Origin of the sequence: Bradyrhizobium sp. (assembly GCF_035935975.1) — a bacterium.
Lineage (GTDB): Bacteria > Pseudomonadota > Alphaproteobacteria > Rhizobiales > Xanthobacteraceae > Bradyrhizobium.
In genome coordinates this window covers 210,617-235,370 of record NZ_DASYWN010000024.1, presented here as the reverse complement: position 1 = coordinate 235,370, position 24,754 = coordinate 210,617, and the positions used below count along the sequence as shown (strand labels likewise).

Genomic DNA, 24,754 nt, shown 5'->3' with positions numbered 1-24,754 from the left:
CCATCGCAACGTCCAATGCCAAACCGAGAGCGCTCATCATGCATCCCTTGTCATGCCACCGACTGCGAGCGTGCGACAGAGCGACTGGCTCAGGATAGGGCCAGAGTTGTCGCAAACCACTAAACCAGCACACGACCGCAGCCGCGCGCCGCGCCACCTGCTGCACGTTTTGGTGCAGGGATGCCTGCGCGGAGTGCACAAGAACGACGATCGTTCCACGCGGAGAAAGTGCAGCGCACCACGGAATCTTCGGCGCAAATCGTGACGCTCGCTGCAGCGCAATCTGACCACTCAAAATCGTCTGTCTAATTTGCAGGCGATTGAACGGCACTGCGGGATCATCAGATGCCTACGAGCTATGCACGGCCGTCGGCTCAGCTTTTCATTATTGTACGAACAGTACGGGAGGATATTGCCGGATCGGATGGTGCATTGCGGCGGCCGCTGCCGATGCACACCGCGATTCTCGCGAGCAGCGGCGCCGCATCCTCGACGTGCAGCCGCCCGTAGCCGAACACCAGGCCTTGCCGCGTCGGCTGCTCCAGGAAATTCTGCGACAAGGGCTGCACGTGGAGACCGGCCTGCTTCAGCGCTGCCGCCGCCTCGCGGTCGCTCATCCGCGCCTGCATCGCATCGGTGAACAGCGCTACCAGATGCAGGCCCGTGACGGCGGAGGACACCGTCAGATCGCCAGGCATCAGCGCCGTGATCGCATCGATCAGCGCCTTCCGCCGCTCCGCATAGAGCCGCCGCATCCCGCGCAGATGCCGCAGCAAATGCCCTTCCCGCATGAACTCCGCCAGCGCGAGCTGGCCGATGCCGGAGGTGTGGACCTCGATCCGCGCGCGGCCCTTCGAGAAGCCCTCGATGAAATGCCTGTTGGCGACCATGTAGCCGAGCCGCAGGTTCGGCATCATGATCTTCGAGAACGTGCCGAAATAGATCACCCGCCCCTCGCGATCGAGCGAGCGCAAGGACGCGATCATGCTGTCCTGGTGCCTGAACTCCGAATTGTAATCGTCCTCGATCACCCAGACGTCGTTCTTGTTGGCCCAGTCCAGCAGCTCGAGCCGCCGCTCCAGCCCCATGCTGACGCCGAGCGGATATTGATGCGACGGCGTCACGACAATCAGCTTCGCGCGCGGCGCGCGCCGGATGCCCTCGGAGACGACGAGGCCTTTGTCGTCGACCGGGATCGGAACGAGCTTTGCGCCGGCCGCCGTGAGCGCCCAGCGCGCCTCGACGAAGCCGGGTTCCTCGACCCAGACCTCGTCGCCGGGATCGAGGATCATCCGGCTGCAGAAATCCAGCGCGCCTGATGTTCCCGAGGTTACGACCACCTCTTCCGGCGAGCAAACCAGCCCGCGCACCGAGCCGAGGAAATTCGCGATCTCGCTGCGCAGGCGCGGGTGCCCTTCGGAGGGAAGATCAAGGCACTCCTGCTCTCTCGGGTTCTGCCAGGTCTGGCGCAGCAGGCGGGACCATTCCTTGAAGGGAAATGTCGAGATATCAGGCGCGCCGGGGGCGAACTCCGAAGGCCAGTTGGTCTCGTAGTCGGAGGCCAGCAGCGAGCGCCAGCGCTCCGACATATGGCCGGGCGCGGTCGCAGGCGGCGTCGCGGACGGAGACTTCGCATGCGGCGTTGCGACGGAGGCCACCATGACGCTGCCGCGCGGCGTCGATTCCAGATAGCCCTCGGCATAGAGCAGATCCCAGGCGGTCAGCACGACGGTGCGCGAGCAGCCGAGTTCCCGCGCGATCTCGCGCGAGCCCAAAAACTGCGTTCCGGCCGGAAAGACGCCGCGCAATACGCCGTCGCGGATATGGGCCGCGATCTGCAGATGCAGCGGCACGGCCGAAGTCCGGTCGATATGCATCCCCGCAAGGGAGACGCGCGGGTGCGGTTGACGGCTATTGTCCATCACGTGGCGGCGGTTGCTGGAATGGCCGGCGATCCCCGCCGGCGTCGCCTCAGGATGGGCTAGAAGCGGATTCGGGTCCAGTCTCGGCTGGCTCGGTCCTCCCGACCGTGTGGTAGGCGCGGCCGAAATAGATCAGATTGTCGGTGCAGCCGGATCTTTTGAGGGCCACGACGCGGCAGAACAGCACATCGTGCGTGCCGACATTGACGACATCAACGATCCGGCAGTCGAACGCAGCGGCACAATCGACCAGCACCGGCGCGCCGGTTGCGAGGGTCGACCAATTGGCTGCGGCAAAGCGTTCCTCGGCCGGCACCTTGCCGCCGAACAGGCGCGACAGCGGCTCATGCCGGGCCGAAAGCACGTTGACGCACGCCACCTTGTTGGTCGTCACGCCGGCATAGGCGGAGGAGCCGCGGTTGATGCAGACCAGAAGCGTCGGCGGATCGTCGGTGACGCTGCAAATCGCCGAGGCGGTAAATCCGGCGCGGCCCGCAGCTCCATCAGTCGTAACGATGCTGACGGCGGCACCGAGACAGGCCATCGCGTCGCGGTAATCCCGAGGGGCGACGTCCTCCATCGGAGCGCTCATATCTTGATGGCGGGCGCGAAGGCGAGTCCGCGCAACACCTGCGCCAGCATAGAAGCGCCGGCGGCAACATGATCGGGCTCGGCCCATTCATGCTCGACATGGCTCACACCGTCACGGCACGGGATGAAGATCATCGCGGCCGGGCAGATTTTTGCGAGATGACGGGCGTCGTGACCGGCGGCCGAGAGGATGGCCATGGCCGAATGCCCCTGCTCGCGCGCGGCTTCCGCGATGCTGGCCCGCAGGCGCGCATCGAAGGCGTTCGACGGAGCATCGACCAGGGGCGTCACCGTCACCGTGCACGGCGGGGCGCCTTGCTCACAAAGAGCCTTGATGCGCGCACCGGCCGTATCGAGCACCGCATTATCGGGATGGCGCAGATCGATGCTGAAGCTGACGCGCGACGGCACCACCGACGGTGCGTTCGGCGTGACCGTGACCCGGCCGATGGTGAATTTGATGTCGGCATCGATGCTGCCGATCTCGGCGTGAAGCGCCGTCGCCATCCGGGCAAAGGCCGCGAGCGCATCGCGCCGCTCCTGCTGCGCCAGCGTACCGGCATGGCCCTCGGCGCCCTCGACCACCACCTGAAAGGTCTTCTTGCCCTGGATGCCCGTGACAACCCCGATGGTGCAGGCAGCCGCTTCCAGCACGGGTCCCTGCTCGATGTGCAATTCGAGATAGGCTCCGGCGGCAAAGCCGAGCGGCCTGTGCGGCATATCGGGAAAGGCCTGGTGCAGACGATCGAGCGCCTCGCCGACGGTGATACCATCGGCATCGCGCGCGGCGCGGATCGTGTCGATGTCGCGCTCGCCGGTGAAGGCCTCAGAGCCCATCATGCCCGGAGCGAAGCGCGAGCCCTCCTCGTTCATCCATGCAACAACGACGACATCGCGCGCGGGCTTGTCGCCTTGCTCGACCAGCGAGACGACTGCTTCTAACGCCGCCATCACGCCGGCCGCACCGTCGAACTTGCCGCCGGTCGGCTGGCTGTCGAGATGACTGCCAAGGAGAAGCGGCGGCGCTGCGCGATCGCGGCCGGCCAGCGTCAGGAACAGGTTCCCCGCGGCATCCGTCGAAGGCGACAGATCCGCCTCGCGCGCCCAACCGATGACGCGACGCCAGGCCGCGATCTCGCCATCGCTCAAGGCCTGACGGTTGACCCCGCCGGCCGGCGTCGCGCCGATGTCCGCGAGCGCCATCAAGCGGGTCCAGAGCCGGTCGGCGTTGATCAGGGGCAGGCTCGTCATCGGCTACTTCGTGCGCATGATCTGGCCCGGCAGCGCGCGGGGATCGCGTGGCAGCCAGTATCCGGCCTCGACCTGCGCAATGAACTCGGCGAGCAGTGCGTTGAACGCCGCCGGCTCTTCGAGATTGAGCGTATGGCCGGTCTTGGGGAAGACCGAGAGGCCGCAGGCCGGAATGGTCTTCTTCAGGAAGATTCCGGGCTGGAGGCAGTGATCGTCCTCGTCGCCGACGACGACCAGCGTCGGCACCATCATGTTCTTCAGGCCATCTTCCAGATCGTAGAACGACGGCCGCCGCGCCTGGACCCCGCGCATGGTGTTGGCGGCGCCGCGATCGGAATGGGTGGCGAGACGATCGGCGAACTCCTTCCAGCCGCGAGGATCCTTGTTCTGGAACTGCACCCGGCTCGCGCCGAGCGCATAGATCTTCGAGAACTCCTTCGCGCCCTGCTTCTCGAAATTGTCGGCGACCTCGAGCGAGACGCCGCGGAAATAGTCCTCGAATTCCTTCTCGCAGCCATAGCCGGCGCCGGCCACGGTGAGCGACAACGCGCGCTCCGGCGTGCGCAGGCCGAAATGGACCGTGCAGAATCCGCCCATCGACAGTCCGACGATGTGCGCCTTGTCGATTTCGAGCGCGTCGAGCACGGCGACCGCATCGTCCGCGGCAATCGCCTGCGAATAGGCCTCCACGCTGTCAGGCACCTCCGACGGCGGATAGCCGCGCGCGGCGTAGGTGATACAGCGATGGCGCCGGCTGAAATAGCGCAGCTGCGGCTCCCAGCTGTCGTGATTGCCGCCGAATTCATGGATGAAGAGGATCGGCGTGCCCTCGCCCGCCTCCTCCACATGGAGCTTCACGCCGTCTTTCGCTGTGATCATCGTCATCGACATCGTCCCTAGAATTGCGGCGGCAAGTCGTTCAGCGTGCGCGCCTGTGCGACCATCTCCGGCAGCAGCGTGCAGAGCTTTTCGACCCAGGCTTGCGGCACGGAGGTGCTGATCTTCACGAAACGATCGCCGAAGCGCTGGGTGTGATAGGTGCCCTGGCGGATCATGATGCCCTGACGGCGATAGCATTCGACCAGCGCTTCAGGGCGGATGCCGGCCGCGATGGTCTCCAGCACCAGGAAGTTTCCGTGCGAGGGCATGATCGGCAGCGCCAGCCCTTCGATCCCGGCCGCCGCCTCCTGGATCATCGCCTTGTTGGCCCGGTCGGTGCTGCGGACCTTCTTCATCCATTCGGCCTTGACGGACAGCCCCGCCTGCGCCGCGCGCTGTGCGATGACGCTCGCACCGAGCACGCTGGTGGAGGTCTGCGCCAGTTCCTCGAACAGATCGGGCGCCGCGACGAGCGCGCCGATCCGCAAGCCCGCAAGCCCGAGCCATTTCGAAAAGCTGGTCGAGACCACCGAGCCTTTCGGAGCCACATGAAGCGCCGGCGTGTGGCCATCGGCGAAATCGCGATAGGTGCAATCGTGTACCAGCAGGGCACCGCAATCGCGCGCGATCGCGGCAAAGCTTTCGATCTCCTCACGGGTGTAGCGAATGCCGAGCGGGTTGTTGGGATCGACGAGATAGATGATCGCGGTGCGCTCATCGACATTCGCCTTCAACGCCTCCGCCGTCAGGCGGTAATTGCAGGCGGGATCGTAGATCGGAATCTCGATCACCTCGGCGCCCTGCTGGCGCGCGAACAGGCACGGCCATTTCCAGGTCGGATCGGTCGTCACCAGCGTGGTGCCCGGCTTGCAGCGCGCGCGGCAGATCATCGCCAGCGCGTTGACGCCGCCCTCGGTCACCAGGGCCTCTGCGCCCGGCGTGCCGAGATCAGCGACGATGGCGGCACGCAGCGCCTCGAAGCCGAGCGGCGGGGCATAGGCGTTGAACTCGCCCGCCTCGATCGAGCGCAGCATCGCCTCGCGGACGGCGGGATGGCTCTCGATATGGTTGGTGTTCTGGCCGAGCCAGTAGAGCCCCGGCGTCGCCGAGAGCTCGTCGAAATAGCGGTTGCGGACCAGCGCCGCGGATTGAGACCCCGACATCGACGCCTCAGATCACCGAGCCGCGCGCGGCAATGCCGCCGTCGATCGTCACCACGGTGCCCGTGATGTAGCCGGACCGCGGCGAGGACAGGAAGGCGACGAGATCGGCGACCTCCTCCGACGTCGCGGGGCGCTTGCCCGGATATTTGTCGAACAGCTCCTCCCAGCGGCTTTCGTCGCCGAGCATATCGATCGCCTTGCGCTTCATGATCTTGAGCATGCGATCGGTGGCCACCGGACCCGGATTGACCGCAACGACGCGCACGCCGTGATCGAGGCTGCGGCCGCCGAGCGCCTTGGTGAAGGACATCAGCGCGGCGTTGCCGGTCGAGCCCGCGATGTAGCTCGCGTCCCAGTTCTCACCGGAATTGCCGATGATGTTGATGATGACGCCGTCCTTGCCCTTCATCCGCGGATAGTAAAGGCGCGACAGCGTGATGTAGCCGAACACCTTGAGATCGAAGCCGCGCCGCCAGGCGGCGTCGTCGAGGATCTCCAGCGAGCCGGCCGGGATGTCGCCGGCATTGTTGATGAGGATGTCGATGTCGCCGGCCTCGGCCGCGAGCTTCTCCATCGCAGCCGTGCTCGACAGATCGAGTACATGGATCGTGATCTTCACGCCATGGCGGGCTTCGAGCTGCTTCTTGGCCTCGAGCATCGCCTCGCCGTTGCGGGCGGCGAGATGCAGATGACACCCCTCCGCGGCGAAGAGTTCGGCCACCGCAAGTCCAATTCCTTTCGACGCGCCGGTGATCAGGGCGGTCTTGTTCGTCAGCTTCAGGTCCACTCCGGGTCTCCAGGATGCAAGCTAGATATACAAGGTCTAGCAATTTGCATACCAAGAGGCCCGGGGTCATTCGAAGGCGGCGAGGAAGTCCAGAAGATTGTCGCCGAGCAGGTTGACGTGGTCGCGCATGGCGCTGTGCGCCCGCTCGGGATCATGCGCCAGGATCGCCTGCATGATCGCCTCGTGCTCGCGGACAGTGTCGGCAATCCGGTTCGGCATCCGCGTGACCCGGCGGCGATAGGCCGCCACCTGATTGCGCATCTTGCGGGTTTGATCGGCGAGGAACGAATTGCGCGAGGCCTCGTAGATCGCTTCGTGGAATTCCTGGTTGATGTCGTAAAAGACGTCGATGTCGCCGGTTTCGCCCGCAGCGACAAGCCGCTGGTGAATCTCGCCTATTTCAGCTCCCCAGGCCTGCGAGACGCGCCTTGCGGCAAGCCGGGCGCAGAGCCCCTCCAGCTCCGCCATGACCTGGAACATCTCGATCAGGGCCTGCGCCTTGATGCTGCGGACGGTCGCGCCCTGCCGACCACGGAGCTCGACCAGATTGTTGGCAGCCATCAGGCGGAACGCCTCCCGCACCGGCGTGCGCGAGACGCCGAAGCGCTGGGCGATCTCCTGCTCGTCGAGCCGGCTGCCCGGCTCGAGATGGCCGGCCGCGATCGCGCCCTCGAGCTTCTGGCGCAGGCTCTCGGCGAGGGTCATGCCCGGGCTTGCTGGAAGCGTTTCGTGCCCATTTTTCACGCGCTTGCCTCCGCTATGTGCACCAATATCCGCCATCATGTTTCTCCGATATCGATACAAGTATACAAAATGGCACTCATCTTTCAGCGAAAGGACCGGTTTTCTCGCGGAGACACCCGCAACTCCCGGCAGGTTCGCCGCCGATCTCGCAAGTCTTATGCCTGATTTGCCGGAAAATCGCACTGGCACATGAGTTGCTAAGAGATTTCAACGCGGTCCGCTTTCGTATGCGAATGGCCGCCGTCATTATACAAGGACATCCCGGTGCAGGCTGCCCGCCTTCCCAATCCCGGACCGGCCACCGAAGCCCCGCAGGCTCACCCGACGCCTGAGCCGCTGCTCGAACTGCGCGCGATCAACAAGACCTTCGGCGCCGTGGCGGCACTGTCCGGACTTCAGGCGAACGTCGCCCCGGGCGAGTTCGTCACCGTCGTCGGCCCGAGCGGCTGCGGCAAGAGCACCCTCTTCAACATCGTCGCCGGCCTCGAAGAGCCCGATGCCGGCGGCATCCTTCGTTTCGAAGGCAAGAGCTGCCATGCCGCCGACCTGCTCGGCCGCGTCTCCTTCATGCCGCAGCGGGACCTGCTGTTCCCCTGGCGCAACGTGGTGGACAACGCCATCCTCGCGCTCGAGGTCGAGGGCATGCCACGCGACCAGGCCCGCGCCAAGGCGCTCAAGATGCTGCCCGAGTTCGGCCTCGCCGGTTTCGAGAAGCAGTATCCCAATCAATTGTCGGGCGGCATGCGCCAGCGCGTCGCCCTGATGCGCACCTTCCTGTTCGAACGCGACCTGATGCTGCTGGACGAGCCGTTCGGCGCGCTCGACGCGTTGACGCGGGCGATGATGCAGCGCTGGCTGCTCGACGTCTGGCAGAAATACCGCCGCACCATCCTCTTCATCACCCACGACGTCGACGAGGCGATCTTTCTCGGCGACCGCGTGCTGGTCATGACGGCACGCCCCGGCTCGGTGAAGCTCGAACAGGTCGTCGATCTTCCGCGGCCGCGCCGGCCCGAGATCGTCACCTCTCCCGAATTCGTGCGCCTCAAGCGCACGCTGCTCGATGCGATCGAGGAGGAAAGCATGAAATCGTTCCAATCCTCCATCGCGCAGGAGAAATCGCAGTGAACGCAATGCCAGCGAGAGAACCGCGCGGGATCGATCCGGCCGAGTGGGATGCCCGCATCAAGCTCGCGGCCTGCTATCGCATGGTCGCCAGGCTCGGGATGGACGACCTGATCTACAATCACATCTCCTTGCGCGTTCCCGGCCACGACGATCAATTCCTCATCAATCCCTATGGATTGCTGTTCGACGAGATCACCGCGTCGAGCCTCGTCAAGATCGACACTGAGGGTAACAAGCTCGACGACGCGCCCCAGGCCGTCAACGTCGCGGCCTTCGTGATCCATGCCGCGATCCACACCTCGAACCACGACGCGGCCTGCGTGCTGCACACCCATTCCGACGCGAGCGTTGCGGTCTCCGGGCAGGAGAAGGGCCTACTGCCGCTCAGCCAGTTCGCCATGCGCTTCTACGAGCGCCAGGCCTTCCACGATTACGAAGGCGTTGCCATCGACCTCGACGAACAGGCGCGCGTCGTGCGCGATCTCGGCCCGCACAAGGTGATGTTGATGCGCAACCACGGCATCCTCACCGTTGGCCGGACACCGGGCGAAGCCTTCATGCTGCTCTATTATTTCGAGCGCGCCGCGCGGATCCAGCTCCAGATGCAGGCGGCGGCCGCGGCCGGCGCCAAGCTGGTGATGCCGCCGCACGAGGTCTGCGACAAGGCCGCCCGCCAGTTCTGGGAGTTGCAGGGCGACATCCTCGTGCCCGGCGAACGCGAATGGCCTGCGCTGATGCGCCAGCTCGACCGCACCGATCCATCCTATCGCAATTGATTTCATCCTCTGGAGCATGACCATGTTGAGCCGTCGCCACGCCCTCTCCGTCCTCTCCGCCGTCGCACTGGCGACCGGCTCGCTGGTCACGGCCGCGCCCGCAGCCGAATTGCAGAAGGCGAGCCTGCGCCTGAAATGGCTGCCGCAGGCACAGTTCGCCGGCTTCTACGTCGCAGCCGCCAAGGGCTACTACAAGGCCGAGGGCATCGACCTCACCATCAATCCCGGCGGGCCTAACTTGCTGACCGAAAACCTGGTCGCGACCGGCGCCGACACGTTCGGCCTGTCCGGCGGCACCGACAGCGTGTTCGCGGCGCGCGACAAGGGACTGCCGATCGTCTGCATCGGCGTGTCGCACCAGATCACGCCCTTCATCTTCGTCACCCGCAAGGACGGGCCGGTGAAGACGATCCAGGACTTCAAGGGCAAGACCGTCACCACCTGGTTTACCGGCGCCAACCACGTGCTCAACGGCATGCTCGCCAAGGAAGGCATCAAGCCGGACGAATTGAAGATCCAGCCACAGCAGGTGTCGGTGACGCCGTTCGTGGACGGCAGCGTCGATGTGGTCACCGCGACCTATTACAACGAGTTCTACACCATCCAGTCGCGCATGCCGAAGGACAACCTGAAGACCTTCGTCGCCGAGGATTACGGCATCACATTCCCGCGCGACACGCTGATCGTGGCCGAGGCGACCGCCAAGGAGAAGCCGGAGCTCGTCAAGGCCTTCCTGCGCGCCTCGCTGAAGGGCTGGAAGGATGCGTTCTCCGATCCCAAGGGCGCCGTCGACACCGTGATGGCCGTAGCTCCGACGCTCGATCGCGCGCAGCAGGAGTTCATGCTCACCGAGGTCAAGCGCCTGATGACGGCAGGCGCGGCAGCCAAGAACGGCATGTTCTGGATTGATGCTGACGCGGTCAAGACTGCGCATGATTTCTTCCTCAAGTATGGCGTGATCTCCAAGCCGGTCGATCTCGCCGCAGCCTATGACGCCAGCTTCATCCAGAGCGTCCCGGCGGCGGACCGGCTGCCGTGAGCAGCCCTGCGGCGACATCGCTGGGTGAAGGCCGCGCGGCTGCGCGGCCCATCGCCATGCCGGATTCGCTGCGCAAGCTGATCCGGCTCGTGCTCGGCCTCGCCATCGCGGCGGTGATCTGGGAAGGCGCTGTGCTGCTGTTCGGCATCCGCCCCTATTATTTGCCGCGCCTCAGCACGATCCTGATGGCGATGGCGGCAACGCCCCGCGCCTATGTCGACGGCTTCCTGCGGACCCTCGCCGAGACGCTGATCGGCTTCGCCTCCGGCGGCGCGTTCGGCGTGCTCATGGGCGTCGTGTTCTTCCGCGTCCGCGCACTGCGCGAGATGATCTTCCCGATCTTCGTGGTGTCGCAGACCATTCCGGTCATCGCCTTCGGTGCGCTGGTCGTGCTCTGGTTCGGCAATACGCTGCTCGCCAAGGCGATCATCGCGTTCTACCTGACCTTCTTTCCCGTGACGGTGAACACGCTGCTGGGCCTCGAGACCGTCGATCCCAAGCAGGTCGACTTGATGCGCAGCTTTGGCGCCTCCAACCGGCAGCTCCTGCTGCGCCTGCAGCTTCCGACCGCCTTGCCGCAGATCTTCGTGGCGCTGCGGCTCGCGGCATCGCTGAGCCTTGTCGGCGCGATCGTCGGCGAGTGGTTCGGCGACACCACCGGGCTCGGCGTGCTGCTACTCCAGGCCATGTTCACCGAGAACGTCGTCGCGATCTGGGCCGCCCTGCTCGCCGCCGCCCTGCTCGGCACCAGCTTCTATGCCGTGGTTGCCGCGGTCGAGCGTCACCTCGTGTTCTGGAGCGCCGAGCAATGAGCTGCGCGCTCGCCTCCCCCTCGCTCGCCGTCCAGCGCGGCATTCTCGGCGCCGTCCTCCTGATCGCATGCTGGGAAGGCACGGCGCGCGGGCTGCATCTGCCGGCCTATGTGCTCCCCGCCGTCAGCGACATCCTCGTCGGTCTCTGGTCCAAGCGTGCAATCCTCATCGACGCCGCCGGCTACACCCTGCTCGAGGCGCTGGCGGGCTACGGGCTCGGCTGCCTGATCGGTATCGGCCTTGCCGTCGCCATCGCCCTGGTGCCGGCGCTTCGCGCAGCGATCCTGCCGCTCGCGACCGCGATCAATTCGGTGCCCGTGGTCGGCTATTCGCCGCTGATCCTGCTCTGGTTCGGCATCGGCGTCAGCTCGAAGATCGTGATGGTGGCGATGGCGGTGAGCTTCACCATCCTGCTGTCGATGCTGGCCGGGCTCGATCGCGTCGATCGCCGCGCCGTCGACCTCATGAAGAGTTTTGGCGCGAGCCGCTTCGGCGTGCTGTGGCGCCTGCGGCTGCCGACCGCGCTGCCGCTGCTGCTGGCCGGCATGCGCGTCTCGACGGTGCGCAGCGTGATCGTGGCGATCGTTACCGAGATGCTCGGCGCGCATGGCGGGCTCGGCTGGGTGATCTATCAGGCCGTGCTCCAGATCGACTTCGTCCAGGTCTGGTCGGCGATCTTCGTCGCCTCCGCCGCGAGCCTCGCCTTCTTCGGCCTGATCGGCTTCCTCGAACGCAAGCTCCTGTTCTGGACATGACGCCAGGAAACACACAATGAAACGACAGATGCATCTCGGGCTGTTCATCCTGGGCACCGGCAGCCATGTCGCGGGCTGGCGCTATCCCGGCGCAGTCGACAGCTTCCAGGATTTTGCTGCGATCCAGGAGATCGGCCGCACCGCCGAGCGCGGCAAGTTCGACCTGATCTTCATGGGCGACAATCTCTACGCCGATGCCGCCGCCCATCCCTCCTACACGCTGCGGCTGGAGCCGCTGACCATGCTGGCCGCGCTCGCGACCTCGACCAGCCATATCGGCCTCGGCGCGACCGTCTCCACCACCTACAGCGATCCGTTCTCGGTCGCGCGCGTGTTCGCGTCGCTCGATCACATTTCGAAAGGCCGCGCTGCGTGGAATGCGGTGACGACGGCCAATCCGGCGACGGCCGCAAATTTCGGCACCACCCATCCCGACCATGCCCGGCGCTACGAGATGGCCGGCGAGTTCCTCGACGTCGTCAAGGGCCTGTGGGACGGCTGGGCCGACGATGCCATCGTCGCCGACCGCGCCAGCGGCCTCTACATCGATCCGGCAAAGCTCCGCCCGATCGACCATGACGGCGCGTTCTTCAAGGTGAAGGGTCCGCTCAACATCGGCCGCAGCCCGCAGGGCCGTCCCGTCGTGCTCCAGGCCGGCGGCTCCGAGGCCGGACAATCGCTCGCTGCGCGCACGTCCGACATCGTATTCTCCGTGGTGCAGGACATCGAGGAGGCCAAGGCCGGCTACGCGTCACTGAAGACACGCCTGCCCTCATTCGGCCGCAGACCTGAGGACGTCACCGTGCTGCCGGGCGTGATGCCCGTTGTCGGCCGCACCGACAAGGAGGCGTTCGAGAAGCTCAACACGCTGCAGAGCTTCGTCAGTGGCAGCAATGCGCTCGCGATCCTGTCCGACCGTTTCGGGCGCGACATGTCGGCCTACGATCTCGACGGGCCGATCCCTGACATCGCACCGTCGGACAGCTATCACAGCTTCGCCAGCGTCATGCTTGCCAAGGGCCGTCGCGAGAACATGACGCTGCGCGACCTCTATAATCTCACCGCCGCCGCCCGCGGCCATTGGGTGCTGTGCGGCTCCGCCGAACGGATCGCCGACACGCTCCAGCTCTGGTTCGAAGAGCATGCCGCCGACGGCTTCAACGTCATGCCGCCCTATTTCCACGAAGGGTTCGAGGACTTCGTCCAGCTCGTGGTGCCGATCCTGCAGGAGCGCGGGCTGTTCCGCGCCGACTATGAGGGCACGACGTTGCGCGATCATCTCGGCCTCGCGCGGCCGGCCAATCCATTCTTCGCGGCCTAAAGCGCGCCAGCGCTTCGCAGCGCCTGTTCGAGCGAGCGCAACTCGTCCGGTGTGGCCGGCGGCTGCGGCGGTCGCGTCGCGTCGCATGACAGACGCCCGAGCAGTTTCAGGCAGGCCTTGAGCCGCACCGTCGCACGCCCGCCCGGCGCATCGCGGTAGATCGCGACCGCAAGCGGATACAGTTTCTCGTGCGCCGCGCGCGCCCGCTCCCAATCGCCGGCCTCCGCTGCGGTCCAGAGGCTGACTACGAACTCCGGCACCACGCAGGCGAGGCTGACCTGGCTGCCGGCCGAGCCGACGAGGTAGCTCGTCAGCAGATGTTCGTCGCCGGAGCCGAGCACGACGAACTCCGGCCGCAGCTTGCGGATCAGCCGCAGATTCTGCTCGTAAGCCGCGACCTCCCAGCTGCCCTCCTTGATCGCGACGAAGCGAGGGTCGGCGACAAGTCGCTCCAGAAGCCGCGGCGCATAGGCCATCGCGCCCGCACCAACCGGCGCGGCGTAGAGCATCAACGGCAGCGTCGTGGCATCGCGGATATGGCGGTGATGTTCGATGACGCAGTCGTCGGCGTGACCGAGCGCCCAGCTGTTGGGCGGAAACACCAGCAGCCCGTCCGCACCCGCCTGCTCCAGCGTGGCCGCCTCTCGCGCGGCCTCCAGGCTGGATTCATGATTGACGCCGGAAACAATCAGGCAGTCTTTCGGAGCGTGCTCGCGCGCCAGCTCCACCACCCGCCGCTTTTCCGCGAGCGACAGAACAAAGTTCTCGCCGGCATGGCCGTTGACCAGCAACCCGTTGATGCCGGGCGCGGAGGCGACCGAAGCGAGATGCGCGGCGAGCTTCGGCTCGTCGATCCCGAAGTCAGGCGACATCGGCACGATCGTGGCGGCATGAATGCCGCGAAGGCGATCGCCGAATGCGCGGGTCCCGACCGACATCGGCTAGTGAATGATCTGGTCGAGGAACGTCCGCGCCCGCTCCGACTTCGGATTGCTGAAGAACTCCACCGGCGCGGCCTGCTCGACGACCTTGCCGTCGTTCATGAACACGATGCGATCGGCGACCTCGCGGGCAAAGCCCATCTCGTGGGTCACGCACAGCATGGTCATGCCCTCTTCCGCCAGCTTCTTCATGGTCTCCAGCACTTCCTTGACCATTTCGGGGTCGAGCGCGGAGGTCGGCTCGTCGAACAGCATGATCTTCGGCCGCATGCACAGGGCGCGCGCGATGGCGACGCGCTGCTGCTGGCCGCCCGAGAGTTGCCCGGGGAATTTCTCGGCCTGGTCGGGAATCCTGACCTTGGTGAGGAAATGCATGGCGAGGTCCTTCGCCTCGGCTTCCGTCATGGCGTTGACGGTCATCGGCGCCAGGATGCAGTTCTCCAGCACCGTCATGTGCGGGAACAGGTTGAAGCTCTGGAACACCATGCCGGTGTCCCGCCTGATCGCATCGATATTCTTGCGCTGATGGTCGAGCTCGACGCCGTTGACGTAGATCAGGCCCTCGTCGTGCTTCTCGATGTGGTTGATGCAGCGGATGAGCGTCGACTTGCCCGAGCCGGAGGGCCCGCAGACCACGATCTTTTCGCCCTTGGCGACCTTGAGATCGATCTGGTCGAGCGCAGTGAAGTCGCCATAGTGCTTGTAGACGGCTTCCATGCGAACCGCCGGGATATCGCGCAGCTGCGACTCCACCATTGCGCTCTCGACGCCGCCATTCGTGGCCATCGACATCTCGCTCATGCCCTCGCCTCCACGCTCGCCTGTGCCTGTGCAACCGGCGCCCTTGCCGCGACCCGCCGGGATTTCGCGGCGCTCGACCGGCCAAAATGCTTCTCGAGCCGGCGCTGGATCGCATCCCAGACCGAGGTGAGGATCAGATAGTACGCCGTTGCCGCGGCATAGACCTCGAGGATCTGGAAATGCTCCTGCATCAGCATGTCGCTGCGGCGCATGAGCTCCTCCACCGAGATCACCGAGGCGAGCGAGGTCGCCTTCAGCAACGAATTGATGGAATTTCCGAGCGGCGGGATCATCAGCCGGAACGCCTGCGGCAGCGTCACGCGACGGAACGTCACCCAGGGCGACAGGCTGAGCGCCCAGGCAGCTTCGCGCTGCCCCGCCGAGACCGCCATGAAGCCGCTGCGCACGATCTCGGCGAGATAGGCGGCCTCGTTGAGGATCAGGCCGACGAGCGCACAGGTGATCACCGAGAACTTGATCCCGAGCTGCGGTAAGCCGCTGTAGATCACCACGAGCTGGATCAGCAGCGGCGTGCCGCGGAAGAACCAGATGTAGAAGCGCGAGAAGCCGGACAATACCGGATTGGACGACATGCGCATCAACGCGATGCCCATGCCGAGGATCAATCCGCCGATGACCGCCGCCACCGTCAAGCCGATGGTGACGAGCACTCCCTTCATCAGGAAGTAGTTGAAGAAGTAGCTGACGGCGGCCGTCGGACTGAAATGGCTCATCGGCTCGTCTCCGTAGGTATCAGGCCGGACCGGGGCCGGCGATCGCGAGCGGCTGGTCGGCCGGCATGCTGGTCAGGCCGAACTTGTCGAACAGCTTCTGATAAAAGCCGTCGGCACGCATCGTGTTGAGCGCCTTGACGACGGTATCGGCCACCGTCTTGTTGCGGAAGCCGAGCGTGGTCCGCGCCGTGCCGAGCCCGCTCAAAACTTCCTTCACGCGGCCGCGGCCGACGAGATCGCGCGCCACGCTGTCGACGAGCAGCGCGTTGTCGACCTGGCCCGCGAGCAGCGCGCTGACGACGTTGGTCGCGGTCGGGAACGTGCGCATCTCGATGGCCGGGCCGCCCTTCGCCACGTTGGTATCGCTGAGCTTCTTGAGCCAATTCATCTGGTAGGTGCTGACCTCGACCGCGGATGTTTTTCCGATCAGGTCAGACTCGGTAGCAATTTTTGTGCCGCTATCCGGTGCAACCACGACCGAAATGGCCTGGATGGAATAGGGCACCATGTACATCAGCTTCGAACGTTCCTCGGTCCAGAACATGCCGGTGTTGATACCGTCGATGCGGCCCGCGCCCATGGCCGGGATCATCGCCGGAAAATCCATCCGGACGAGTTCGACCGGAAGACACAACCGCTTGCCGAGCTCGGCAGCGAGTTCCACGTTGAGGCCCTGCAACTGGCCGTCCTTGTCGACGAATTGCTGCGGCGGGTTGGTCGGGTTGATCGAGAGCTGCAATTTCCCCGGCGCGATCAGATCGCTGTCGGCGATCGCCGGCGCACATGCGGCATGCGCCGCATGGGATGCGAGAACGAGTGCGGCAGCGGCACTCAAGCGAAGCAGTGTCGAGAACATGTTGTACCTCCAGTAAGACGCCAATGACCGATGCAATTCCTCGCCCGGCTTTCCCCCTCAACGTTCTTGGATGCCGCCGGCCGGATCTTTCGACACGGCAGGCTGCATCATCATCGATCCCCTCAGGCCGGTCCCGACATCGGCTTGAGCTGGATGCGCATGAAATTCTTCACCAGGGATTCGAACGGACCGAATCCCTTCACCTTCAGAAACTCGGGCGTCTCGAACGCCCACCGTCCCGCGACCTCGTACATGGCCGCGTATTTCGGGCCCTCGCCGACCGAGACGAAGCGCTTGGCCGACAGCCAGCCGGGACAGGCGAGCAGATCGGGAAAATGCCGCTGCTCGTACCAGGCGTTGAACGCAGCCTCGTGCTCGGGATCGATGTCGACCCGCACGATGTGGATGAAGGCTTCGTCCGCCATGGCTGCGTCCCTCATCCCACCCTGATGTCGCCGGCCGCGCGCGCCGCGCCGACGGTGGTTGCGATGGAGTCGCACAGCGCCGGCAGGACCGGCAGCAGCGGCGGCCGCGGATCGGCGTTGCCGATCAGGCCGAGTGCCTTGAGTCCGACCTTCATCCGCGTGTGCATGTCCATGATCGGCGCCGGGCCGTAGATCGCCCGGACGATCGGATAGAGCCGTTCGTTGGTGGCGCGCATCGCCTTGAGATCGTCGGCGAGCGATGCCTGCCACAGCTCCGCGAACAGATGCGGCGCCAGACTGACAAGCCCCGAGAGAATGCCGTCGCCTCCGACCGCGAGCTGCGGCAGGAACCAGTTGAAGTTCGACGGCAGGATCGCGACCGACGGGTCGGCCTGCTTCACCGCGCGGCGGTTCTCGTCATAGGCCAGCATGGTATCGCTGCCTTCCTTGATGGCGATCACGCTATCGAGGGCTGCGAGCTTCGCAAGCGTCTCCGGCGAATAGCCGAAGCCCGACGCGAGCGGATACTGGAAGATCGACACGGGGATCGCGATGGCCGAGCTGACCGCCTGCACGAAGGCCACCGGCGCGCGCGAGGTCGCCGATGCACCGCCGCCAAGCGGCGCCGGCGGGAACAGCACGGCACAGTCGGCTCCGGCCGCCTCGGCCTGCTGCGCTTGATGGATCGCTTCCGCGGTGGAATGCGCGATGATGCCGGAAAGCAGCGGCTTGCCGCCGATCTGCCGGCGCGTCCGCTCGATCACCGCGCGGCGTTCGTCCTCCGAGAGCGATCCGCCTTCGCCGGCATGGCCGTTGACGAACACCGCCGCGATCCCGTCGGGACAGGCGCAGTAGTCGAGAACCCGGGCATAGCCGTCCCAGTCGATCGAGCTGTCGTCCCTGAAGGGCAGCACGGTCGCGACCGTGACGCCGCGCAGATCAGGTTTTGTCATCGGCTTGCTCATGACGGTTTCCGCCGCGGGAATTTCAGGCTCGCCCGCGCCTTCAGCACTTCGAGGCCGCCCTCGTTGCGGGCGCTGGCCTCCCAGATGATGGTGCGGGTCTCGTCGTGCTGCTCGGCGATCCAGACGTCGAAGGTGAGCGTATCGCCGTAGAACACCGGCCCGGTGAACCAGAAGCGGTCCTCCACCGACACGCCGATGGTGCCCACCAGCTCGCTGGTGAGGATGCTGGTGCAGAGGCCGGCGACCATGATCCCCGGCGCCAGCCTGCGGCCGAAGCGCGTCGCGCCGGCATAGATCTCGTCGACATGAACGGGGCCGAAATCGCCGGTCGCGGCGATATAGAGCGCGCCATCCGCCTCGGTGATGGTCTTGCTCAGGCTGACCCTGTCGTTCACCTTCAGATCGTCGAAGGATTTTGGCTCGTACATGGCTCAGACCTTGGCAAAGGGAACCAGCGTCGCGGTGCCGTCGATCACGGTCGTCCCCGACGGCGACAACGTGCAGGTGACCCGGCAGGTCGCCTCCTCGCCTGCGACCGAGACGATCTCGGCCCTGGCCTCGACGGACTCGCCGACAATCACCGGCGCCGCAAAATTCAGCGCAATGCTGCCGATCCGCCGCGTCGGCCCGCCGAGCTGGCTGAGGCAGGTGGTGGCGAGACCGCCGACCGCGAGCTCGAAGGCGACCATGTTGGCGGCGCCCGCCTTTTTGGCGCGGACGGCATCGACATAGAGACCGCCGAGATTGCCGCTGATGCCGGTGAACATGGCCTGTTCGGCGACCGTCATGGTCTTGCGAAAGGCGAAGGCGGCGCCGGGATTGAGAGGTGTGTGAGACATCGGTCGTTCCCTAGAGCTGCAAGCCGTTCTTGATGGTGCTGCGTGCAACCAGCATGCGGTGGATTTCGGAGGTGCCGTCATAGATGCGGGTGACGCGGGCGTCGCGATACATGCGCTCCAGTGGCAGGTCCTTGCTGAAGCCCATGCCGCCGAACACCTGGATGGCGCGGTCGACCACCCGGCCCTGCATCTCGGAGGCCGCGACCTTGATCATCGAGACCTTGTCGCGCGCATCCCGCCCCTGATCGATGTCCCAGGCTGCGTTCATCACCATCATCTTGACGCCGTAGATCTCGGTCGCGGAATCGGCGATCAGCTTCTGCACCATCTGGAAATCGCCGATCAGTTGGCCGAACTGGCGCCGCTCGCCGGCGTGCTTGCGCATCATCTCCAGCGCCCGCTGCGCCATGCCGACGGCGCGCGCGCCGATATGGGCAAGGCGGATCTGCAGCACGCTCTGCATGATCAGCTTGAAGCCGCCGCCGACCTCACCGAGCACGGCCGCCTTCGGAATGCGGCAATCCTCGAAGCTCAGCTCGGCATGACCGTAGCCGCGATGACCCATCATCGGCTGGGTGCGCGCGACCTTGAAGCCGGGCGTGCCGCGATCGACCAGGAACAGCGTGATGCCGCCCCGCGCCCGCTTGTCCTTGTCGGTGAGCGCCATCAGGATGACGTAGTCGGCGATGTCGCCGTCGCTGATGAAGTGCTTTGTGCCGTTGAGCACCCACTCGTCGCCATCGAGATGGGCCGTGGTGCTGATCGACGCGGCATCGGACCCCGCGCCCGGCTCGGTGATCGCCATAGCGCAGATCTTGTCGCCCTTCACCGTCGGCAACAAATAGCGCTCGACCTGGTCGCCCTTGCAGGCCATCAGCATCGGATAGACCTGGCCGAATACGCGGCGGATCAGCGCATCGGAGGTCTTGCCGAATTCTTCCTCGACAAGGCAGTGCTCGACGCAGGACAGCCCGCCGCCGCCGACGTCAGTCGGCATGTTCATGGCGTAAAGGCCGAGCTTCTGCGCCTTGGCCTTGGTGGTCGCCAAAGCGTCGGGCGGCACCTTTGCGGTCTGTTCCACCACGTCCTCGAGCGGCTGCACTTCCGTCTCGACGAAGCGGCGGACGGTATCGACCAGGAGGCGGGTATCCTCGGGCAGCGAAAAATCGATCATCGCGCCACCCCCACGGCCTTGCCGGCGATCATCGCGTCAATGTCGGCAGCGCCGTAACCGATCTCGCCGAGCACCTCGCGCGTCTGCGCGCCCAGCCGTTGCGGCACCAGCCGCACCTCCGGCGTCTGGCCGTCATAGCGCGCGGGATGGGCGACCATCCGGATCGGTGCGCCGCCCGCACTCTCGGCGCTCTTGAAGGCGCCGAGGTGGCTGAGCTGCGGATCGGACACGAGGTCGCTATAATCCTGCACCGGCGCGTGCCAGACGCGCGCAGCCTCCAGCGAAGGCAACCAGTCGGCCGTCGACTTTTGCTTCAGGCTGGCCGCAACGATCCGCGTGATCTCCTCGCGCTTCGAAAAACTGTCGGTCTCGCCGAACTGCTTCAGCTCCTCGCTGTCGAGCGCGATCGCCAGCGCCTTGGGCGCGGCCATCGAGATGGCGAGATGACCATCGGCCGTGGCGTGAACACCGTAGGGGCCGGGACTGAACCAGGCGGCGATGCCGGCCGGACCACGCGGCGTCGGCGACGGCGCGCCGTTCAGCCAGGCCGTCAGCGGTTCGACCTGGAGATCGATCGCGGCCTGAAAGAGGTTGACCTCGACGAGCTGGCCCTTGCCGGTCTTCGTCCGCGCGAACAGAGCGGCGAGGATGCTCATGGCATAGAGCGAGGCGGCGTGCTGATCGACGATGACGGCACCGACCGCGGTCGGCTCGCCATCGGCCCGCCCGGTGCGCATGGCAAGGCCCGACATCGCCTGCAGCAGCAGGTCCTGGCCGGGACGATCCTTGTACGGCCCGTCCGATCCGAAGCCGGTTGCGACCGCATAGATCAGGCCGGGGTTGATCGCCTTCAGCGTCTCATAGCCGAGGCCGAGCTTGGCCATGGTGCCGGGCCGGAAATTCTCCATCACGACGTCGGATGTCGCGACCAGCTTCTTCACGGCGGCGATGCCGTCGGGATGCTTGAGATCGACCGCGATGCTGCGCTTGTTGCGCCCGGTCGCCAGGTGATTGACGCTGTCGCCTGCGACGAAATGATTGGCGACCGCCCAGTTGCGCTGGAACGCGCCCTCGATCGGCTCGACCGCGATGACGTCGGCGCCGAGATCGGCGAGCGTCTGCGCGGCGAGCGGTCCCGCGAGGTAATGATTGAAGCTGAGAATTTTGACGCCGTCGAGCAGGTTCATGCATTCACACCATGCTGGCGCTTGGGCTTTCGCATTCGCAAATGCTGCGGCCATCGCGCGATGTCGTTGCGTGAAGCGTAAGCTGGCGCCTGAACCATCGACAACATCGCCATCAATTATTTTCCGCGCGAGGTTGATAACCGAAAGCTATGATGCACATTGTCAACGCTCATCCATGACCGGACCGACCTGATGAATCTTCGACAGCTTGAAATCCTGCGCGCCGTGATGCGCACGCGATCCACGGTCGCGGCGGCGAAGGATCTCGGCATGTCGCAGCCGGCCGTCAGCAACGCCATCAAGCATGCGGAGACCGCGCTCGGCTTCCTGCTGTTCGACCGCGTCAACAAGCGCATGATCCCGACGCAGGAGGCGCAGATCCTGCTCGCCGAGGCCGAGCCGCTGTTCCTGATGCAGGACCTGATCAGCCAGACGGCCGCGCATCTGCGCGCCGGGCGCAAGGGCCGGATGCGGATCGTCGCGACCTCGGAGCTGTCGGAATCGCTGCTGCCGCAGGTGGTCGCGCGCTTCAGCCGCGATCATGGCGGCGTCGAGATTTCGCTGGAGACGCAGCGGCTCGACGATCTGCTGGAATATGTCGAGACCGGCATCGTCGACATCGGCTTCGCCATGGAGCCGCATCCGCGCCCGACGCTCGACTATCTGCCGCTGGCGCAACTCGACATGGTCTGTGCCTGCCCCGCCGACAGCCCGCTGGCGCAATTGAGCTTCGTCAGCCCGACCGACCTGCGCGAGACGCCGCTGATCAACGCCCGCACCTCGAGCCGCATCAGCAGCCTGATCCAGGAGGCGTTTCGCCGCAGCGCGGTCAACTTCGCCCCCGCCATCGACGTGCGCTTCATGAACGTTGCCGGGCATTTCGTCGAGGAAGGCCTCGGCGTGACCATCATGGACGAGCTGACGGCGTCCTCCAAGCGCTACAGCCGCCTCAAAAGCGTGGCGTTCAAGCCGAGGACGGAGGTCACAATATCCGCCATCGTGCCGGCCGGCCGCATGCAACAGCGGCTGACGCAATCCCTGATCAAGCATGCGCGCGAGGAAATCGCGGCCCGGATTGCGGCGGCGCGGCAGTGATGCGGTCATGCGCTCGCCCGCGATAATGCAGCGGCGCGCCATGCCAGGTCGAAGCGCTTGACGAGGGCCAGCGCGGCCGCATCCTGCGCGGCCGGCAGCGGCAGCCGCGGCGGCCGCGGATGGCCGACCGCAAGACCCATATGGCCGAGCAGCGCCTTGCTGCCGGCGACATAGGCCTGACCGCCGACGAATTCGATCACGGGCAGGTATTTCAGGTAGAGCTCGCGCGCCTCCTTGATCGCACCCTGATCGGCAACCAGGCTGAAGATGCGCGCCATCTCGGACGGCACGACGTTGGAGGCGACCGCCACCCAGCCCTGCGCGCCCTCGACGAAGGATTCGAAGCCGAGGATGCCGCCGAACACGGTCATCCTGTCGCCGCAGAGGCGGATGATGTCGCGCACCCGCGTCACCTCTAGCGTCGACTCCTTGATATAGAGGCAGTTGTCGATCTCGGCGATGCGCGCCACCAGCGGCGGCTTGAGATCGACATTGGCGGTCGCCGGGTTGTTGTAGACCATGATCGGCAAGGAGATCGCATCCGCCACCGTCTTGTAGTGGTGGACGAGTTCGTCGTCGGTCGGCGTCGAATAGAACGGCGGAATGATCATCACGCCGTCCGCGCCCAATTTTTCGGCACGGCGACTGAGACGCACCACCTCGCGCGTATCTTCCGCGCCGGTGCCGATCAGAACGGGCACGCGCCCCGCGGCCTGCTCGATGACGACCTCGGCAACCAGCGCCTTCTCATCATCGTCGAGCGAGAGGAATTCGCCGGTCGAGCCGAGCGGGATCAAGCCGTGAATGCCCGCCTCGATCTGCCAGTCCACGAAGGCGCGCAACGCCGCGACATCGACCTCGCCGGCGGCCGTGAACGGAGTGATCATGACGGTGTAGGTGCCGCGAAACGTCTTCATCAGGAAACTGCCGGGAATTCAGGTGAATGGAGCGGGCGGGAGCCGCCTGCGGAATATCCGCATCTTTTCTGCAAACGATTGCGAAACTGGCTCTGCATTGGGCAACACCATCCATTTTTTGAGCTTGATCCGCGTAGAATTAGCTCTTAGCTTTTTGCAATCGTTTGCAGTCTATCGGCAGGTTTGATGAGCGTCACGCTCAAAGATGTGGCACAGGCGGCCCGCGTTTCGGTCAGCACTGCTTCCCGAGCTCTGACGGGAACCGGGCTGACGAGTGAGCGCACGCGGCAACGCCTGACGCGCATCGCGCGCGAGCTCGGTTACCGGCCGAACCCGATCGCGCGCGGATTGAAGACTGGGCAGTCGCGGCTCGTTGCGCTGCTGGTCCACAATCTCACCAACGCCTCGTTCCAGGTGATGGCCGAAGTGGTGCAGGCGCGCCTCAAGGCGCTGGGTTATCAGATGCTTCTGTGCATCGGCGGCGATGATGCGGAGCAGGAGAGCGACACCCTCACCACGCTGGTCGACCATCGCATCGACGGATTGATCGTCGTTCCCACCGGCAAGAACGGCGCCCAGCTCGAGGCGCTGGCAAAGGACGTCCCGATCGTCTGCCTGGTGCGGCGCGATGACGCAACGGATCTGGAGACCGTGCTCGCGGACGATCCGCAAGGTGCCTATCTCGGCACGCGCCATCTGATCGAGCTCGGGCACAAGCGCATCGGGCTGATCGTCGGCCGTCAGGACACCACATCCGGCCGCGAGCGACTGTCCGGCTATGTCCGCGCGCTGCGCGAAGCCGGCATCGCCAAGGACGACACATTGATTCACGCGGGCCATTTCGTGCCCGAGACCGGCGCGACCTGCGCCCGCAAGCTGCTCGACCTGCCCCGCCCGCCCAGCGCGATCTTCGTCGCCAATCACGAGGCGACGCTCGGCGTGCTGCGCGTCACGGCGGAGCGGAACATCGCCATCCCCGCCGATCTCTCGCTGCTCTGCTACGAGGACATGCCCTGGTTCGAATGGCATCGCCCGGCGATCAGCATCGTCGACAACGGCGCGCGCGATCTCGCCAATCTCGCCGTCGACAGGCTGCTGCATCGCATGGATGCCAAAGGCAACGGCAATGACGGCGTCCGCGAATATCGCGTCGGTGCGCGCCTGGTGCAGCGCGATTCCTGCCGCCAGTACGAGCCCACAAGCAACGGAAGGGGCGGCAAGTCCAAGCCGCCCGCCTCGAAATCCAAATCATCTGCGGCCAAGTCCGCGAAGGTCTGATCGATGCCCTATGTCGAAGTGCTCGCCCCGCAAGTTCCGTCCCAGCGCAAGGCCGCGCTGGCGCGGGCCGTGACCGACGGCCTGATGTCGGCGTTCGGCGTGACCGCCGACACGGTCACGCTCTATTTCCTGCCGATTGCCGCGGACGATTACGCCCATGCCGGCAGGTTTGGCGCTGAGGCCACCGGCCAGCGGATCCTGCTCAAGGTCCACGCCTTCCGCCGCAGCGAGGCCGAACGGCGCGCCGCCGCGATCGCGCTGACCCGCGGCGTGTGCAGCGCCTACGGCGTGCCGGGCGACGACGTCGCGGTCTATTTCCTCGACCGCGACCGCAGCGAGGTCTCGCACGATTCCAAGCTCGCCAGCGACTGACG

At 65.5% G+C, this 24,754-nt stretch carries 27 protein-coding genes; 9 read left to right on the top strand and 18 right to left on the bottom strand.

What is annotated here, in order from left to right:
• Positions 1 to 374: 374 nt before the first annotated feature.
• The 7 genes from VGR99_RS12795 to VGR99_RS12765 all read right to left on the bottom strand — a co-directional run bounded on the left by VGR99_RS12795 (position 375) and on the right by VGR99_RS12765 (position 7,298).
• Positions 375 to 1,853 (bottom strand): PLP-dependent aminotransferase family protein, encoded by a 1,479-nt coding sequence (locus VGR99_RS12795; RefSeq protein ID WP_326898724.1) that lies wholly within the window; start codon positions 1,851 to 1,853, stop codon positions 375 to 377.
• 118 nt (positions 1,854 to 1,971) lie between these two features.
• Positions 1,972 to 2,502: a flavin reductase gene (locus VGR99_RS12790; protein WP_326898723.1), complete on the bottom strand. Its 531-nt coding sequence runs from the start codon at positions 2,500 to 2,502 to the stop codon at positions 1,972 to 1,974.
• A gap of 8 nt (positions 2,503 to 2,510) precedes the next feature.
• Complete coding sequence (locus VGR99_RS12785) at positions 2,511 to 3,764, bottom strand: Zn-dependent hydrolase (protein WP_326898722.1); 1,254 nt, start codon at positions 3,762 to 3,764, stop codon at positions 2,511 to 2,513.
• 3 nt (positions 3,765 to 3,767) lie between these two features.
• Complete coding sequence (locus VGR99_RS12780) at positions 3,768 to 4,649, bottom strand: alpha/beta hydrolase (RefSeq protein ID WP_326898721.1); 882 nt, start codon at positions 4,647 to 4,649, stop codon at positions 3,768 to 3,770.
• An 11-nt stretch (positions 4,650 to 4,660) separates the two neighbouring features.
• Positions 4,661 to 5,806 (bottom strand): pyridoxal phosphate-dependent aminotransferase, encoded by a 1,146-nt coding sequence (locus VGR99_RS12775; protein ID WP_326898720.1) that lies wholly within the window; start codon positions 5,804 to 5,806, stop codon positions 4,661 to 4,663.
• A 7-nt stretch (positions 5,807 to 5,813) separates the two neighbouring features.
• On the bottom strand, positions 5,814 to 6,593 hold the full coding sequence (locus tag VGR99_RS12770; RefSeq protein WP_326898719.1) for an SDR family oxidoreductase: 780 nt from the start codon (positions 6,591 to 6,593) through the stop codon (positions 5,814 to 5,816).
• Between the two features lie 66 nt (positions 6,594 to 6,659).
• On the bottom strand, positions 6,660 to 7,298 hold the full coding sequence (locus VGR99_RS12765) for a GntR family transcriptional regulator (RefSeq protein WP_326898718.1): 639 nt from the start codon (positions 7,296 to 7,298) through the stop codon (positions 6,660 to 6,662).
• 303 nt (positions 7,299 to 7,601) lie between these two features.
• On the opposite strand from VGR99_RS12765, the gene VGR99_RS12760 reads away from it, so the two are divergent.
• Genes VGR99_RS12760 through VGR99_RS12735 form a run of 6 tightly spaced genes read left to right on the top strand, consistent with a single transcriptional unit; the run spans position 7,602 to position 13,168 of the window.
• A complete protein-coding gene (locus VGR99_RS12760) occupies positions 7,602 to 8,465 on the top strand; it encodes an ABC transporter ATP-binding protein (protein ID WP_326898717.1) in 864 nt (287 codons plus the stop codon).
• Complete coding sequence (locus VGR99_RS12755) at positions 8,462 to 9,241, top strand: class II aldolase/adducin family protein (protein WP_326898716.1); 780 nt, start codon at positions 8,462 to 8,464, stop codon at positions 9,239 to 9,241. The genes VGR99_RS12760 and VGR99_RS12755 overlap by 4 nt, the downstream gene beginning before the upstream one ends.
• Positions 9,242 to 9,263: 22 nt before the next feature.
• A complete protein-coding gene (locus VGR99_RS12750) occupies positions 9,264 to 10,280 on the top strand; it encodes an ABC transporter substrate-binding protein (RefSeq protein WP_326898715.1) in 1,017 nt (338 codons plus the stop codon).
• Complete coding sequence (locus VGR99_RS12745; RefSeq protein ID WP_326898714.1) at positions 10,277 to 11,092, top strand: ABC transporter permease; 816 nt, start codon at positions 10,277 to 10,279, stop codon at positions 11,090 to 11,092. Before VGR99_RS12750 ends, VGR99_RS12745 begins: the two co-directional genes overlap by 4 nt.
• Positions 11,089 to 11,847, top strand: a complete 759-nt coding sequence (locus VGR99_RS12740; protein ID WP_326898713.1) for an ABC transporter permease — start codon at positions 11,089 to 11,091, stop codon at positions 11,845 to 11,847. The genes VGR99_RS12745 and VGR99_RS12740 overlap by 4 nt, the downstream gene beginning before the upstream one ends.
• A gap of 16 nt (positions 11,848 to 11,863) precedes the next feature.
• Positions 11,864 to 13,168 (top strand): LLM class flavin-dependent oxidoreductase, encoded by a 1,305-nt coding sequence (locus VGR99_RS12735; RefSeq protein ID WP_326898712.1) that lies wholly within the window; start codon positions 11,864 to 11,866, stop codon positions 13,166 to 13,168.
• On the opposite strand, the gene VGR99_RS12730 is transcribed toward VGR99_RS12735, so the two are convergent.
• From VGR99_RS12730 to VGR99_RS12685, 10 genes are all read right to left on the bottom strand, one after another.
• Positions 13,165 to 14,106 (bottom strand): dihydrodipicolinate synthase family protein, encoded by a 942-nt coding sequence (locus tag VGR99_RS12730; protein ID WP_326898711.1) that lies wholly within the window; start codon positions 14,104 to 14,106, stop codon positions 13,165 to 13,167. The two genes, VGR99_RS12735 and VGR99_RS12730, sit on opposite strands and share 4 nt — an antisense overlap.
• 3 nt (positions 14,107 to 14,109) lie before the next feature.
• Complete coding sequence (locus tag VGR99_RS12725) at positions 14,110 to 14,910, bottom strand: amino acid ABC transporter ATP-binding protein (RefSeq protein WP_326898710.1); 801 nt, start codon at positions 14,908 to 14,910, stop codon at positions 14,110 to 14,112.
• Positions 14,907 to 15,644 carry an amino acid ABC transporter permease gene (locus VGR99_RS12720; protein WP_326898709.1) on the bottom strand — a complete coding sequence of 246 codons (738 nt, stop codon included), beginning with the start codon at positions 15,642 to 15,644 and terminating at the stop codon, positions 14,907 to 14,909. The genes VGR99_RS12725 and VGR99_RS12720 overlap by 4 nt, the downstream gene beginning before the upstream one ends.
• A gap of 19 nt (positions 15,645 to 15,663) precedes the next feature.
• Complete coding sequence (locus VGR99_RS12715) at positions 15,664 to 16,500, bottom strand: ABC transporter substrate-binding protein (RefSeq protein WP_326898708.1); 837 nt, start codon at positions 16,498 to 16,500, stop codon at positions 15,664 to 15,666.
• 122 nt (positions 16,501 to 16,622) lie between these two features.
• Complete coding sequence (locus VGR99_RS12710; RefSeq protein WP_326898707.1) at positions 16,623 to 16,925, bottom strand: hypothetical protein; 303 nt, start codon at positions 16,923 to 16,925, stop codon at positions 16,623 to 16,625.
• Between the two features lie 11 nt (positions 16,926 to 16,936).
• Positions 16,937 to 17,890 (bottom strand): dihydrodipicolinate synthase family protein, encoded by a 954-nt coding sequence (locus VGR99_RS12705; RefSeq protein ID WP_326898706.1) that lies wholly within the window; start codon positions 17,888 to 17,890, stop codon positions 16,937 to 16,939.
• Positions 17,887 to 18,318 carry a MaoC family dehydratase gene (locus VGR99_RS12700; protein WP_239622921.1) on the bottom strand — a complete coding sequence of 144 codons (432 nt, stop codon included), beginning with the start codon at positions 18,316 to 18,318 and terminating at the stop codon, positions 17,887 to 17,889. Before VGR99_RS12700 ends, VGR99_RS12705 begins: the two co-directional genes overlap by 4 nt.
• A 3-nt stretch (positions 18,319 to 18,321) precedes the next feature.
• Positions 18,322 to 18,729 (bottom strand): MaoC/PaaZ C-terminal domain-containing protein, encoded by a 408-nt coding sequence (locus VGR99_RS12695; protein ID WP_326898705.1) that lies wholly within the window; start codon positions 18,727 to 18,729, stop codon positions 18,322 to 18,324.
• A gap of 10 nt (positions 18,730 to 18,739) precedes the next feature.
• Positions 18,740 to 19,903 (bottom strand): acyl-CoA dehydrogenase family protein, encoded by a 1,164-nt coding sequence (locus VGR99_RS12690; protein WP_326898704.1) that lies wholly within the window; start codon positions 19,901 to 19,903, stop codon positions 18,740 to 18,742.
• Positions 19,900 to 21,090 carry a CoA transferase gene (locus VGR99_RS12685; RefSeq protein WP_326898703.1) on the bottom strand — a complete coding sequence of 397 codons (1,191 nt, stop codon included), beginning with the start codon at positions 21,088 to 21,090 and terminating at the stop codon, positions 19,900 to 19,902. The genes VGR99_RS12690 and VGR99_RS12685 overlap by 4 nt, the downstream gene beginning before the upstream one ends.
• A gap of 192 nt (positions 21,091 to 21,282) precedes the next feature.
• Between VGR99_RS12685 and VGR99_RS12680 the strand changes: the two genes are divergently transcribed.
• A complete protein-coding gene (locus VGR99_RS12680) occupies positions 21,283 to 22,185 on the top strand; it encodes a LysR family transcriptional regulator (RefSeq protein ID WP_326898702.1) in 903 nt (300 codons plus the stop codon).
• Between the two features lie 5 nt (positions 22,186 to 22,190).
• Here VGR99_RS12680 and dapA read toward each other — a convergent pair whose 3' ends face one another.
• Positions 22,191 to 23,105, bottom strand: a complete 915-nt coding sequence (gene dapA / locus VGR99_RS12675; protein ID WP_326898860.1) for a 4-hydroxy-tetrahydrodipicolinate synthase — start codon at positions 23,103 to 23,105, stop codon at positions 22,191 to 22,193.
• Positions 23,106 to 23,288: 183 nt separating this feature from the next.
• Here dapA and VGR99_RS12670 point away from each other — a divergent pair, with 183 nt between their 5' ends.
• Positions 23,289 to 24,380 (top strand): LacI family DNA-binding transcriptional regulator, encoded by a 1,092-nt coding sequence (locus VGR99_RS12670; protein WP_326898701.1) that lies wholly within the window; start codon positions 23,289 to 23,291, stop codon positions 24,378 to 24,380.
• 3 nt (positions 24,381 to 24,383) lie between these two features.
• Complete coding sequence (locus VGR99_RS12665; protein ID WP_326898700.1) at positions 24,384 to 24,752, top strand: hypothetical protein; 369 nt, start codon at positions 24,384 to 24,386, stop codon at positions 24,750 to 24,752.
• Positions 24,753 to 24,754: the final 2 nt, after the last annotated feature.

Coding starts and splice junctions, on each gene's coding strand:
- VGR99_RS12720 (WP_326898709.1), bottom strand. CDS start 15,644: ATGAGCCATTTCAGTCCGACGGCCGCCGTCAGCTACTTCTTCAACTAC.
- VGR99_RS12725 (WP_326898710.1), bottom strand. CDS start 14,910: ATGAGCGAGATGTCGATGGCCACGAATGGCGGCGTCGAGAGCGCAATG.
- VGR99_RS12715 (WP_326898708.1), bottom strand. CDS start 16,500: ATGTTCTCGACACTGCTTCGCTTGAGTGCCGCTGCCGCACTCGTTCTC.
- VGR99_RS12740 (WP_326898713.1), top strand. CDS start 11,089: ATGAGCTGCGCGCTCGCCTCCCCCTCGCTCGCCGTCCAGCGCGGCATT.
- VGR99_RS12765 (WP_326898718.1), bottom strand. CDS start 7,298: ATGACCCTCGCCGAGAGCCTGCGCCAGAAGCTCGAGGGCGCGATCGCG.
- VGR99_RS12735 (WP_326898712.1), top strand. CDS start 11,864: ATGAAACGACAGATGCATCTCGGGCTGTTCATCCTGGGCACCGGCAGC.
- VGR99_RS12665 (WP_326898700.1), top strand. CDS start 24,384: ATGCCCTATGTCGAAGTGCTCGCCCCGCAAGTTCCGTCCCAGCGCAAG.
- VGR99_RS12790 (WP_326898723.1), bottom strand. CDS start 2,502: ATGGAGGACGTCGCCCCTCGGGATTACCGCGACGCGATGGCCTGTCTC.
- VGR99_RS12695 (WP_326898705.1), bottom strand. CDS start 18,729: ATGTCTCACACACCTCTCAATCCCGGCGCCGCCTTCGCCTTTCGCAAG.
- VGR99_RS12705 (WP_326898706.1), bottom strand. CDS start 17,890: ATGAGCAAGCCGATGACAAAACCTGATCTGCGCGGCGTCACGGTCGCG.
- VGR99_RS12685 (WP_326898703.1), bottom strand. CDS start 21,090: ATGAACCTGCTCGACGGCGTCAAAATTCTCAGCTTCAATCATTACCTC.
- VGR99_RS12690 (WP_326898704.1), bottom strand. CDS start 19,903: ATGATCGATTTTTCGCTGCCCGAGGATACCCGCCTCCTGGTCGATACC.
- VGR99_RS12730 (WP_326898711.1), bottom strand. CDS start 14,106: ATGTCGGTCGGGACCCGCGCATTCGGCGATCGCCTTCGCGGCATTCAT.
- VGR99_RS12780 (WP_326898721.1), bottom strand. CDS start 4,649: ATGACGATGATCACAGCGAAAGACGGCGTGAAGCTCCATGTGGAGGAG.
- VGR99_RS12775 (WP_326898720.1), bottom strand. CDS start 5,806: ATGTCGGGGTCTCAATCCGCGGCGCTGGTCCGCAACCGCTATTTCGAC.
- VGR99_RS12710 (WP_326898707.1), bottom strand. CDS start 16,925: ATGGCGGACGAAGCCTTCATCCACATCGTGCGGGTCGACATCGATCCC.
- VGR99_RS12700 (WP_239622921.1), bottom strand. CDS start 18,318: ATGTACGAGCCAAAATCCTTCGACGATCTGAAGGTGAACGACAGGGTC.
- VGR99_RS12670 (WP_326898701.1), top strand. CDS start 23,289: ATGAGCGTCACGCTCAAAGATGTGGCACAGGCGGCCCGCGTTTCGGTC.
- VGR99_RS12785 (WP_326898722.1), bottom strand. CDS start 3,764: ATGACGAGCCTGCCCCTGATCAACGCCGACCGGCTCTGGACCCGCTTG.
- VGR99_RS12750 (WP_326898715.1), top strand. CDS start 9,264: ATGTTGAGCCGTCGCCACGCCCTCTCCGTCCTCTCCGCCGTCGCACTG.
- VGR99_RS12680 (WP_326898702.1), top strand. CDS start 21,283: ATGAATCTTCGACAGCTTGAAATCCTGCGCGCCGTGATGCGCACGCGA.